This is a genomic window from Hansschlegelia beijingensis (assembly GCF_045505405.1).
Taxonomy (GTDB): Bacteria; Pseudomonadota; Alphaproteobacteria; order Rhizobiales; family Methylopilaceae; genus Methylopila; species Methylopila beijingensis_A.
Genome location: NZ_JBJKEX010000069.1, coordinates 1 through 12,503, shown reverse-complemented (window position 1 = coordinate 12,503; position 12,503 = coordinate 1). Strand labels below are relative to the sequence as shown.

The following is a 12,503-nucleotide window of genomic DNA, read 5'->3' as shown; positions in this document are numbered from 1 at the left end:
CTTGCCATGGTCGACATGGCCAATCGTCCCGATGTTGCAATGCGGCTTCGTCCGCGCGAACTGCGCGGAGCCGCCGTCCTTCTCCAACAACCGGGCGGACGAGGACTGGGGCGCCCTCCGGGATCCGGCCAACCGCACGGGCGCGGCATGGGAGTCGTTCAAGTTCCTTCCCCTCGACGCCGCGGGAACAAGCTTTCTGACGCTCGGCGCGGACCTCCGGCTTCGGTTCGAGCGCTACGCCGACAATTTCGACTCCGCGAAGCCCGACGAGGGCTACGGCTGGTTGCGGATCATGCCTTACGCGGACCTCCGTCTCGGGCCGCACCTCCGTGTCTTCGGCCAGGTGCTTGGCGCCTGGGCGGACCGCAGCGCGCTGACCGAGGGGCCGGTGGACGAGACCGGGGTGGAGTTCCTGCAGGGCTTCGCAGAGGTCGCCACGCCGGCCGGCACGGGCGAGCTTTCGGTCCGGGCCGGGCGGCAGATGGTCGCTTACGGATCGGAGCGGCTGATCGGTCTGCGCTTCGGCCCGAACGTGCCGCTGTCGCTCGACGGCGCGCGGGCGCGGCTGGAGCTCGGCGGTTGGACCGCCGACGCGTTCGCATACCGCCCCGTCGCGAACGCGCTCGGGGACTTCAACGACCGCTCCGACCTCGGCCGCAAGGTCTATGGCCTCTACGCCACCCGCGCTTCCCCCGAGATCGCGCCGAACGCCGGCCTTGATCTCTACTGGATCGGATATGAGCGCGAGGACGCGCGCTTCGACAGCGGCGTCGCTGACGAGCGACGCCAGACCTTCGGGGCCCGGTTGTTCGGCTCGGTCGACGGCTGGAGCTGGAACCACGAGGCGATGCTGCAACTCGGCTCCTTCGGCCGGGAGAGCATCTTCGCGTGGTCCGTGGCGACAGACACGCGCTACACTTTCTCCGCAGCCCCCCTTCGGCCGTTCGTCGAGCTCAAGGCCAACATCATCAGCGGCGACGGCGGCCCGGGCGGCCGCCTCGGGACGTTCAACGCGCTGTTTCCCAAGGGCAAGTATTTCGGCGAGATCGGGCTGATCGGCCCGGCCAACCTGATGAACCTGCATCCGGTCATCGGGGTGTCGCTCGGGTCCGGCTGGTCGCTGACGGGCGCGGCCGTCTTCTACTGGCGGCAGTCGCTGAACGACGGCGTCTACGGCAATCCCGGAAACCTCATTCGCCCGTCGGCCGGGAGCCGGGCGCGCTATGTGGGGACGCAGGGCGAGATCGTTCTGGGGTGGGAGGCGACGCCGAACATCACGCTCGAGACGTCCTACGCCCTCTTCAAGCCCGGCCGCTTCCTGAGTGAGACCGGGCCCGGCAAGACCGTCCGCTTCGTCGGCGGAGAGATCCAGTTCCGATACTAGAACCGGAACTTCGGGCTTTCGCGGCGTTCCGCGGCTCTCCAGATAACCGGGCGACGCGCAGGCCACCCTGCGCACCTCGCCGACCTTCGCCGCGCGCGCCGTTCGGTCGGTGATCGAAGGCGGAAGCGCTGAACGCGCCTTGTGAAAGGGAGGCGAGCGCGTGAACAGCCACAGGACCTGAACCGACCCCGCGAGCCCTCCTGAGCCGTCAGGCCACCGCCTGGACCTGCGCCTTCGCGGCGCGCGCGCTGCGGACGGGCGACGCGCCGAACATGCGCCCGTATTCGCGCGTGAACTGCGACACGCTCTCATAGCCGACCGCATAGGCCGCGCTGCTGGCGCTGGCGTCTTCCGAGAGCATCAGCCGCCGCGCCTCGATCAGCCGCAACTGCTTCTGGAACTGCAGCGGCGAAAGCGACGTGACGCTGCGGAAATGCTCGTGGAACGAGGACAGGCTCATGCCCGCCGTCTCCGCGAGCTGCTCGACGCGCAACGGCCGCGCGAACTCGGCGCGAAGCAGAGCGACCGCCCGCGCCACCCGTCGCACATGGCCTTCCGGCCAGCCGAGCAGGCGGATGGCGGCGCCGTGCCGGCCGCAAAGCAGCCAGTAATGCATCTCGCGCACAAGCTGGGGGCCCAGCACCGGAACAGAGGACGGGCGCTCGAACAGCCGCACCAGACGGAGCGCGGCGTCCGCCACCTCGGCTTCAGTCGGGTGAACGCGCACGGGCGTGTGGTCGTCCGCGCGATGCTCCGGCATCTGCGCGGTCAGGTCAGCGATGATCGCAGGGTCGAGCTCCAGCACGAGCGAGTAATAGGGCGCGGCGCGGCTCGCCCGGGTGATCCGGCTGAGCGTTGGGACGTCGGCGGTGATCAGCAGCGAGTCGCCGGCGGCGAAGTCGAAGGCGCTGACGCCCATCGCGACATGCTTGGCCCCCTGCAGCACGAGCGCGACAAGCGGGCGCGGGATCTGGTGGACGAGTTCGCTCGGCGCCATAGCGCGCACCAGCGTGAGGCCCGCGATGGGCGTTTTGAAAACGCCGTCGGCGGCCCCTTGGACGTCGACATGAGCGCGGACGGCTTCGAGCAAAGTGGCCATGGCCGAAAGCTACGCCGTCGAGGCGGGGAATGCACGCGGCTTCGGAGGAATAGGCAAAAACCGTCGAGCTTCGGGAAACAAGGCCAGGCCGACGCCGACGATGTTCAGCCCGTCCCCAACGGAGCCCGCGAACATGACCACCATCTCCCTCGTCACCGGCGCCAGCCGCGGCCTCGGCCGCAACACCGCCCTCGCCATCGCGCGCGGCGGCGGCGACGTCATCATCACCTATCAGAGCCGCGCCGACGAGGCCGCGAAGGTCGTGGCCGAGATCGAACGGATGGGCCGCAAGGCGCTCGCGTTCCGGCTCGACTCCGGCTCGGTCGCCGCGTTCAGGCCGTTCGCGGCGACGCTGAAGGCGGCGCTCGCCGAGACCTGGGGCCGCGGGACCTTCGACCATCTCGTCAACAACGCCGGCCATGGCGACTACGCGCTGATCGCCGACGCCACCGAGGAGCAGTTCGACCGGTTGGTCGACGTTCACTTCAAGGGCGTGTTCTTCCTGACCCAGGCTCTTCTGCCGCTGATCGCCGACGGCGGCCGCATCGTGAATCTGTCGTCGGGCCTGACCCGCATGTCCTATCCGGGCTACGGCGCCTACGCTGCGGTGAAGGGCGCGGTCGAGACCCTCACCCTCTACATGGCGAAGGAGCTCGGGAACCGGGGCATCGCGGTCAACACGGTGGCGCCCGGCGCGATCGAGACCGACTTCGGCGGCGGCGCGGTGCGGGACGACGAAAGCCTCAACAAGGCCTTCGCCGAGATGACCGCGCTGGGCCGCGTCGGCGTGCCGGACGACATCGGGCCGATGATCGCGAGCCTGCTCGCCCCCGCGAGCCGCTGGGTGAACGCGCAGCGGATCGAGGTGTCGGGCGGGCAGATCATCTGACCGCCGCGCCGCCGGGGGCTACGCCCCGGCGCGCGACCCACCAGACAGCGACGGCAGGCCCGGCAGGCCCTGGCGAGTATCGGCCGCCGTGCGCCGAGACGACAGGAGAGAGTTCGATGAACCGGCGACACGCCCTTGCGGGACTGGCCGGCCTCGCGGCCGGCGCGGCCTTGATCACCCCACGGCCGACACACGCGGCGCCTGATGACAAAGGTCCGGCGGCGGCCGCGACGGTGGAGCGGATCTATGTGCTCTATTCCGGCGAGGCTCGGGTGGACGACCGCTCGATCTATTCGCCCGGCGTCCACGTCGGCGAGCATGTCAGCCTCAGCTGCAACGCCTATCTGATCAAACGCAGCGACGGCTGGACCCTCTGGGACACCGGCATGGAGGACAGTCTGGCGGAGACGCCCGAGGGCCGGATCATCGCGCACGACATCCGCGGCGTCGCCAGGCGCACCATCGCGGGGCAGCTGAAGGAGATCGGGATCGCACCGAGCGACGTCGGCACGCTCATCCTCTCCCATGCCCATTTCGACCATGTCGGGAACTGCAGGCTTTTCCCCGGCGCGCGCTGGGTGGCGCAGAAGGCCGAGCGGGACGCGATGTTCGGAGAGAACCCCGACCAGTTCGGCTTCCTGCCGCAGCTCTACGACACCCTGCGCTCGAACCCGACCGAGGTGGTCGAGGGCGACCACGACGTCTTCGGCGACGGCTCGGTGACGCTGCTCTCCACCCCCGGCCACACGCCCGGACATTGCTGCCTGATGGTGCGGCTGCCGAAGTCCGGCGCCGTGATCCTGAGCGGGGACGTGGCGCATTTCGAGGAAAGCTTTCAGCGCCGCTACGTCCCGAAGTTCAACTCGGACCCTGTGCAGAGCAAGGCCTCGATGGCGAAGGTCGAAGAGTTGATGGCCCGCGAACGCGCAAAGCTCTGGATCAACCACGACGCCGCCCAGATGGCCTCTCTGCCGCTCGCGCCGCAGTGGATCGAGTAGACAAGGCGCCCGTTCAGCGTAGGAACCGATGAGAGCGGGACCCGCGTCTCGAGGGAGGAACAGCCATGGCGCAGCAGAATTTCGACGACGTCGCGACGCTCGGCGCGCGGATCGCGAACCTTCGCAGGGACGAAGGCTACGCGCTCGGCGTCGAGACCGAGCGGGGCGTGCTGGACGTCGGCGCGACGGCGCGGGCCCTCGGGCTTCCGGCGCCGACGGATGTCGACGACCTGCTCCAGAACGGCCGCGGCGCGGAGCTTCGCGCCGTCATCGAGGCCGCGAAGGCGGCGCCGGCGAACGCCGTCGTGCTCGACCTCTCCGCCGTGACCTTCGCGCCGCTCGTGACGCGGCCGGAGAAGATCATCTGCATGGGCTTCAACTACCGGGAGCACGCCCACGAGACCCGCACGCCGATCCCGAAGATCCCGCCGCTGTTCAACAAGTTCAACAACGCGCTAAACCACCACGGCGGCACGATCGCGCTGCCCACCAGGGTGGCGCGCCATTTCGACTTTGAAACCGAACTCGTCATCGTTTTCGGCCGGGAGTGCCGCGACGCGACGGAGGAGAACGCCCTCGACTTCGTCGCGGGCTACGCCACCGGCAACGATTTCAGCGCGCGCGACCTGCAGACCGCGACCTCGCAGTTCATGATCGGCAAGACATCCGACGGCTTCGCGCCGATCGGCCCCTGGCTCGTCACGCGCGACAGGGTGCCCGACCCCAACAACCTGAAGCTCAAGACCGTGGTGAACGGCCAGACCCGGCAGGACTGGTCAACCAACGACATGATCTTCAACTGCCGCCAGCTGATCAGCTTCGCGTCCGGGATCATGACGCTAAAGCCCGGCGACGTGATGTTCACCGGCACGCCCCAGGGGGTGATCTTCGGAGAGAAGGCACCGCCGGAGGAGCGCCGCTGGCTGCGTGCGGGAGATGAGATCGTGTCCACGCTTGAGGGCCTCGGCGACCTCAGGTTCACGCTGACCTAGCCGCACACGCGGCTAAGCGTCCGTTCGCCTCGCGACACGGCCCATAGATTTTTTGTATGCGCGTCGCTTCAACTATCAATTGGAATGCGACAGCGTTTGGCTCTCCTGTCTTACCCGGCAGTCATTGTGGGGGAGCGGAGATGTCGGCGTGGGGATATGCGAACCCGGTCAGGGTGACCTTCGGGGAGGACGCAGCCTCCGCGATCCGCGAGAAGGTGGCGGGGCGGAGCTACTGCCTGCTCACTTATGACGATCACCCCTATTTCGACGAGATGGTCGAGGCGATCCGCCGGATCGTCGGCGCGCCGGCGGTCGTGGTGCGAGACGTGGAGCCGAACCCGAGCTTCATCGGGCTGAGGATCGCCTGCCGCTCCTATGGAGCGGCGTCCACGGCGCCTGAAGTCATCGTCGCCTTCGGCGGCGGATCGGTGATCGACACCGCGAAGGTGCTGGCCGCCGCCGGCGCGGACTTCGGACGGGTGCAGGCGTTCCTCGAAGGCCGCGCCGGACCGGAGACGCTGAGCGCGACGCCGATCATCGCGGCGCCGACCACCTCGGGCACGGGCAGCGAGGTCACCAGCTGGGCGACCGTCTGGGACACCGAGGCCAGGAAGAAGTATTCGCTCAACCGGCCGAACCTCTATCCCGAGCACGCGATCCTCGACCCGAAGGCGTCGCTCGCCGCCCCCCGCGGCCTGACCATGTCGACCGGCCTCGACGCCCTCAGCCACGCGCTTGAGAGCATCTGGAACGTCAACGCCAATCCGGTGTCGGCAAATCACGCCGTGTTCGCCGCGACCGAGATCCTCGACGCCCTGCCGAAGCTGCTCGAGCGACTCGACGATCTGGCGCTGCGCGGGCGGGTCGCGCGGGCGAGCCTCTTCGCCGGGCTCGCCTTCTCGAACACGAAGACGGCGCTCGCCCATTCGCTGTCCTACTACCTCACGCTCCACCACGGCACCGCGCACGGCATCGCCTGCTCGTTCAGCCTGCCTGCGGTGATGCGCAGCGTGATCGGCCGGAACGCGGCATGCGACGCGACCCTCCAGCGGATCTTCGGCGACGATCTCCACGCGGGTGCCGACAGGCTCGACGCCTTCCTCAAGGCGCTCGGCGTCTCGACCCGCGCCGCGGATTACGGGGTGACGCAGAATGACTGGCTGGCGGCGATCGACGACGCCCTGCGGGGCGAGCGCGGCCTGAACTTCATCGGCAGCCGCGAGGCCGTGCTCGCCGCGGCGGCGTGAGGAGAGCATCATGAACATGCACGTCAACCTCGGCGCCGAGGTCGTCGCGAACGGCCGATCCTACAGGCGGCCCGAGCGACCCGTGGTCGTGATCTGCATCGACGGCTCCGAGCCCGGCTACATCGAGCGCGCGATCGAGGCCGGCCTCGCGCCGAACCTCGACCGCCTGATGAAGACGGGGGCGAGCGCGACCGCGCTCTCGGTCATCCCGAGCTTCACCAACCCGAACAACCTGTCGATCATCACCGGCCGTCCGCCGGCCGTGCACGGGATCGCCGGCAACTTCTTCTACGACCGCGAAGCGGGCGTCGAAGTGATGATGAACGACGCCCGATTCCTGCGCGCGCCCACCATCCTGGCCGAGTTCCAGAAGGCCGGCATGAAGGTCGCGATGGTCACCGCCAAGGACAAGCTGCGCGCCCTGCTCGGCAAGGGGCTCGACTTCACGTCCGGGACGGCGATCGCTTTCTCGTCCGAGAAGGCGGACAGGGCGAACCTCGCCGAGAACGGGATCGAGAGCGTGCTGGACTTCGTCGGCCTGCCGCTGCCGGAGGTCTATTCCGCCGACCTCTCGGAATTCGTGTTCGCGGCCGGCGTGAAGCTCCTGAAGATCTTCCGTCCTGACGTCATGTACCTCTCGACGACGGATTACGTGCAGCACAAGGCGGCGCCGGGCTCCGAGGTCGCGAACGCGTTCTACGCGATGTTCGACCGCTATGTCGGCGAACTCGACGCCGCCGGCTGCACCCTCGTCATGACCGCTGACCACGGCATGAACGACAAGCATCTCGCCGACGGCTCGCCCGACGTGATCTACCTGCAGGAGATCCTGGACGCGAAGCTCGGCGCGGGCGCGACGCGGGTGATCCTGCCGATCACCGACCCTTACGTCGCGCATCACGGCGCGCTCGGCTCCTTCGCGACCGTCTATGTCGACGCGGCGATGAAGCCGGCCGTGATCGAGATCGCCAGGGCGATTGAGGGCGTCACTGTCGCGATCCCGGCCGAGGAGGCGTGCCAGCGCTTCGAGTTGCCGGCCGACCGGATCGGCGACGTCGTGGTGCTCTCCGACCGTCACAAGGTGCTGGGCACGTCGGCGGCGAAGCACGATCTGTCCGGCCTTACCGAGCCGCTCCGCAGCCATGGCGGCCTCACCGAGCAGACCGTGCCGATGATCGCGAACCGTCCGATCGAGGTTCCGACGGGGCGAACCCTGCGCAATTTCGACGTCTTCGACGTCGCGCTCAACCTGGTCCGGTGATCCCGATGAACGCCATCGTCAAGCCGCCCTTCCGCCGCGAGGCCATGCGGATCGCGGGCAAGCTGGTCCAGACCGACGAGACGGTCGAGGTCTTCAATCCTTACGACAACAGCGTCGTCGGCACGGTTCCGGCGGCGCGGCCGGAGCATGTGCGCGGCGCCTTCGCCAAGGCGCGCGCCTTCAAGCCGAAGCTCACCCGCTACGAGCGTCAGCAGATCCTGCAGAAGACCGCGGAGCTGCTGCGGGACCGCAAGGAGGAGTTCGCCCGCCTCATCGTCGCCGAGACCGGGCTCTGCTGGAAAGACGGCCTCTACGAGGCCTCGCGCGCCTATGACGTCTGGTCGTTCGCAGCCCAGCTCACGATCCGGGACGACGGCGAGATCTACGCCTGCGACATCTCCCCGATGGGCAAGGCGCGCAAGATCTTCACCACGCGCACGCCCCTGCTCGGCGTCATCTCCGCGATCACGCCGTTCAATCACCCGCTCAACATGGTGAGTCACAAGCTCGCGCCCGCGATCGCGACCAACAACCGCGTGGTGCTGAAGCCGACGGAGCTCACGCCGCTGACCGCGCTTGCGCTCGCCGACGTGCTGTACGAGGCGGGCCTGCCGCCCGAGATGCTGTCGGTCGTGACCGGCGCCCCGTCCGCCATGGGCGACGCCATGATCACCGACCCGGACGCTGATCTCGTGACCTTCACGGGCTCGGTGCGCGTCGGCAAGCACATCGCGAACATCGCGGGCTACAAGCGCGTCGTGCTGGAGCTCGGCGGCAACGACCCGCTGATCGTCATGGAGGACGCCGACCTCGACAGGGCGGCGGAGCTCGCGGTGGCGGGCGCGACCAAGAACTCCGGGCAGCGCTGCACGGCGGTGAAGCGCATCCTGGTGGTGGACGCGGTCGCGGACGAATTCTCGAAGCTGGTCGTCGAGAAGGCCAGGCGGCTGAAGTCCGGGGACCCGGTGGATCCGTCCACCGACGTCGGCACGGTGATCAACGAGCGCTCCGCAATCCTGTTCGAGAACCGGGTCAACGAGGCGGTCGGGCTGGGCGCCGAGGTGCTGCATGGCGCGCCGCGGCAGGGCGCGCTGTTCGCCCCGACCGTGGTCGATCACGTGCCTTATGGCTGCGAGCTGGTGCGCCAGGAGACCTTCGGGCCGGTGATCCCGATCATCCGCTGCCCCGACGACATCGCGGAGGTGATCCGCATCTCGAACTCCACCGCCTACGGCCTGTCGTCGGGCGTGTGCACGGACCGTCTCGACTACATCAACCGCTTCGTCACGGAGCTCGAGGTCGGGACCGTGAACGTGTGGGAAGTTCCAGGCTACCGGATCGAGATGTCTCCCTTCGGCGGCATCAAGGATTCCGGCCTCGGCGACAAGGAAGGCGTGGCGGAGGCCATGAAGGGCTTCACCCATGTCCGGACCTGGTCGATGCCCTGGACGGCGTGAGCGCCCGCAAGCGTCATCGAGATCAGCCGGCCGCTCCACCTCCGCGCGCTTCGCTCAAGGCGGCCGCGACCTCCATGAACGCCGCGATCAGCCGGGACTGGTCGCGATCGCGGACGCAGGCGACGTGGGCGTGATTGAAGATGTTCGCGTCGCCGACCGGGCGATGCGTCAGCCGCTCGTCGGCGATATATTCCGCGAGCGAGACGAAGCCGAGCCCGACCCCGCTCGCGACCGCCTCGCGCACGGCCTCGCGGCTGCCGATCTCCATGACGATCTGCGGCGCGACGCCGGCCGCCCTGAGAGCCGCCTCGCTCGCGCGTCGGGTGTTCGATCCCCGCTCGCGATAGACCATCGGCTGGCCGTCGAGCTGCGCGATCCGCAGGCCGCCCGCCGCCTGCATGAGCGGGTGGTCGCGCCGGCCGAAGACGACGATCGGATCCTCGCTGTACTGCCGGACCCACAGGCGCGGGTCGTTCTCGACATAGGCGAGCACCGCGACGTCCGATCGGAAGTCGAGCAGGCTTTCGAGCACCTCCACCGAATTGCCGACAGAGACGGAGATCTCGATCTGCGGATAGCGGGCGTGGAAAGCGACGAGCATCTCGGTCACGTGGAACGGCCCGACCGCGCCGACCCTGAGCTTGCCCGTCTTCAGTTCGCGGCTCTCGGTCAGGAAGTGTCGGGCGTCGGCCTCCTCGGCGAACAGGCGACGCGTGATTTGCTGGAGTTGCCGGCCGGCCTCCGTCAGCCGCATGCGCCCGCCTGCGCGGATGAACAGCTCGACGGAATACTCCTCCTCGAGCGCGCGGACCTGGGTCGTCAGGGTCGGCTGGCTGACGTTGAGCTGCTGGGAGGCGGCCGTGACGCTCTCCGCTGCGGCGACGGCGTGGAACGAGCGGAGCTGCGTGAACCTCATAGCTTTTTCATATAGCAACTGGGGAAACGATCAATTGGACGATGCGTGAGCACGCCGGCCATAGTGGCGACGCCAGGGGCCGGAAGACGGCGCGGCGTCTGGGGCGGGTGATAATCCAGCCTCGTACGCAAGCTTCGGGACGATCGCTCCGGATCATCCAAGCCGCGCGGCCGCGTTTTGGGCACGCGGCCGCCCGCGTTCGCTTTTTGAAGTATTCCCCGCCACTTAACAGCGATATCGGCTGTCATGATGATGTAATACGGGAGAGCTACGCAAGGTCTCATAAAGCTGGCGCAGCGGCTGATCGCCGCTCGGCAAGTCACTCCGGCTCCGGGATCGAAATGCTCGAACTCAACGGCCTCACACGGCGATACGGGAGCAACCTCGCCGTCGCGGGCGTGGACCTCAAGGTCGAGATGGGCGCCTTCGTCGGCGTGATCGGACGCTCCGGCGCCGGAAAGTCCACTCTGCTCAGGATGATCAACCGGCTCAGCGCGCCCTCGGCGGGGACGATCCGCTTCGACGGTCGCGACGTGGGGGCGCTCAAGGGCGCGGCGCTTCGCGCCTGGCGCGCCGACTGCGCGATGATCTTCCAGCAGTTCAACCTCATCGGACGGCTCGACGTCCTGACGAACGTGCTGATGGGCCGGCTCAGTCACGCCTCCGCCATGCGTTCGCTGCTGCGCCTGTGGTCCGACGTGGACCGCGCGATCGCGTTCGCGGCTCTCGAGCAGTTCGACATCGCGCATCTTGCATCCGAGCGCGCGGAGAACCTCTCCGGCGGCCAGCAGCAGCGCGTCGCCATCGCCCGGGCGCTGGTCCAGGAGCCGCAGATCATCCTCGCCGACGAGCCGATCGCCTCGCTCGACCCGCGCAACACCCGCGTCGTGATGGACGCGCTGCGCGCCATCAACAGGCGCTACGGCATCACGGTGCTCTGCAACCTCCATTCGCTCGACCTCGCCCGGAGCTACTGCGACCGGCTCGTCGGCATGGCGGCCGGGCGCGTGGTGTTCGACGGCGCGCCTGAGGATCTCACCGACGACGTCGCCCGCGCGCTCTACGGCATCGAAGCCGATGACGCGGCGGACGAGCGGCAAGCGGTCCTGGAAGCGCGGTCCCCCGCCCTGACGCGCGCGGTGGCGGTCGCCTGAACCCATGCATCCGGCCTGGGCGGCCGGCGGCTTTCACGACGAGGACAATCCTATGCTCAACCGCAGAACCCTGATCGCGGCCGCGCTCGCGGCGGGCGTCATGGCGCCGGCCGCGGCCCAGGCGCAGGGCTGGAAGGAGAAATACCCCGAGCTCACCTTCGCCGCGATCCCGACCGAGAACCCGTCGGTCACCACGGACCGCTACAGCAAGCTCGCCGACTACCTGTCCAGGGAGCTCGGCGTGAAGGTCAACTTCCGCATCGCCAACGACTACGCGGCGATCATCGAGGGCCAGCGCGCCGGCAACATCCAGATCGCCTATTACGGCCCGGCGTCCTACGCCCGCGCGCTGATGACCGGCGTGGAGACCGAGGCGATCACGCGGGCCCGCCGCAACAACGGCTCCACCGGCTACACCTCCGTGCTGCTGGTGCGCGCCGACAGCCCCTATCGGACGCTCGAGGACCTCAAGGGCAAAACGCTCGCCCTGGTCGATCCGAACTCGACCTCGGGAAACAACGCGCCGCGCTTCTTCCTCGACAAGAAAGGCGTCAAGACCGACAGCTACTTCGGCAAGGTGTTCTTCGCCGGCAGCCATGAGAATGCAGTGCTGGCGCTGACCCAGGGCACGGCCGACGTCGCGGCGAACGCCTGGTACGCCGACACCGACACCCACGTCACCCGCATGGCCGAGAAGGGCATGCTCAAGGACGCCGCCGGCAAGCCGCTCACGCCCGACGACTTCCGCGTCGTGTTCCGCACCGACCTCCTGCCGGGAGATCCCTACGCGGTGCTGGCGAGCCTCCCGGCCGAGCTGAAGCAGGCGATCAAGCAGGCGATGCTCGACATGCCGAAGAAGGACCCGGCCGGCTTCAGGGCGCTCTCGGACGGCAAGGACATCGAGTTCGTGCCGACCGAAGCCAGGGAATATGACGGCGTCATCGAGATGCTTAAGTTCAACGACCGCGCCCGCAGGACCGGCTGACGCCCACGGCCCCGGGACCCAGATCATGACGAACCGCGCCCGCGTCGCGCCGAGCTTTCCCGGCGGTCAGGCCCAGGCCCTGCTCGCCGGCTACGACCGCTCGCTCGCGGCGCGGCGGGGG

General features: G+C 68.5%; 11 protein-coding genes. 9 read left to right on the top strand and 2 right to left on the bottom strand.

Annotation, left to right across the window (positions count from 1 at the left end; genetic code table 11):
* The first annotated feature begins 196 nt into the window (after positions 1-196).
* Entirely contained in the window at positions 197-1,384 is a 1,188-nt protein-coding gene (locus tag ACIKT0_RS06775; RefSeq protein ID WP_407104599.1) for an alginate export family protein, read from the top strand.
* 208 nt (positions 1,385-1,592) lie between these two features.
* Here the strand turns inward: ACIKT0_RS06775 and ACIKT0_RS06770 are convergent, their stop codons facing one another.
* Positions 1,593-2,483: an AraC family transcriptional regulator gene (locus ACIKT0_RS06770; protein WP_407104597.1), complete on the bottom strand. Its 891-nt coding sequence runs from the start codon at positions 2,481-2,483 to the stop codon at positions 1,593-1,595.
* Between the two features lie 133 nt (positions 2,484-2,616).
* Between ACIKT0_RS06770 and ACIKT0_RS06765 the strand changes: the two genes are divergently transcribed.
* From ACIKT0_RS06765 to phnY, 6 genes are all read left to right on the top strand, one after another.
* Entirely contained in the window at positions 2,617-3,372 is a 756-nt protein-coding gene (locus ACIKT0_RS06765; protein ID WP_407104596.1) for an SDR family NAD(P)-dependent oxidoreductase, read from the top strand.
* 116 nt (positions 3,373-3,488) lie between these two features.
* Positions 3,489-4,370: an N-acyl homoserine lactonase family protein gene (locus ACIKT0_RS06760; protein ID WP_407104595.1), complete on the top strand. Its 882-nt coding sequence runs from the start codon at positions 3,489-3,491 to the stop codon at positions 4,368-4,370.
* A 65-nt stretch (positions 4,371-4,435) separates the two neighbouring features.
* The gene (locus ACIKT0_RS06755; RefSeq protein WP_407104594.1) at positions 4,436-5,362 is read left to right on the top strand and encodes a fumarylacetoacetate hydrolase family protein; all 927 of its coding nucleotides are present in this window, start codon (positions 4,436-4,438) and stop codon (positions 5,360-5,362) included.
* 140 nt (positions 5,363-5,502) lie between these two features.
* Positions 5,503-6,609 (top strand): phosphonoacetaldehyde reductase, encoded by a 1,107-nt coding sequence (locus ACIKT0_RS06750; protein WP_407104593.1) that lies wholly within the window; start codon positions 5,503-5,505, stop codon positions 6,607-6,609.
* 16 nt (positions 6,610-6,625) lie between these two features.
* Positions 6,626-7,870, top strand: a complete 1,245-nt coding sequence (gene phnA / locus ACIKT0_RS06745) for a phosphonoacetate hydrolase (protein ID WP_407104598.1) — start codon at positions 6,626-6,628, stop codon at positions 7,868-7,870.
* Between the two features lie 5 nt (positions 7,871-7,875).
* The gene (phnY, locus tag ACIKT0_RS06740; RefSeq protein WP_407104592.1) at positions 7,876-9,327 is read left to right on the top strand and encodes a phosphonoacetaldehyde dehydrogenase; all 1,452 of its coding nucleotides are present in this window, start codon (positions 7,876-7,878) and stop codon (positions 9,325-9,327) included.
* A gap of 22 nt (positions 9,328-9,349) precedes the next feature.
* Here phnY and ACIKT0_RS06735 read toward each other — a convergent pair whose 3' ends face one another.
* Complete coding sequence (locus ACIKT0_RS06735) at positions 9,350-10,243, bottom strand: LysR substrate-binding domain-containing protein (RefSeq protein WP_407104591.1); 894 nt, start codon at positions 10,241-10,243, stop codon at positions 9,350-9,352.
* Positions 10,244-10,584: 341 nt separating this feature from the next.
* On the opposite strand from ACIKT0_RS06735, the gene phnC reads away from it, so the two are divergent.
* Together phnC and phnD are read left to right on the top strand one after the other, a co-directional pair.
* Positions 10,585-11,397, top strand: coding sequence for a phosphonate ABC transporter ATP-binding protein (phnC, locus tag ACIKT0_RS06730; RefSeq protein WP_407104590.1), 813 nt, complete (start codon positions 10,585-10,587; stop codon positions 11,395-11,397).
* 52 nt (positions 11,398-11,449) lie between these two features.
* Positions 11,450-12,382, top strand: a complete 933-nt coding sequence (gene phnD / locus ACIKT0_RS06725; protein ID WP_407104589.1) for a phosphonate ABC transporter substrate-binding protein — start codon at positions 11,450-11,452, stop codon at positions 12,380-12,382.
* Positions 12,383-12,503: the final 121 nt, after the last annotated feature.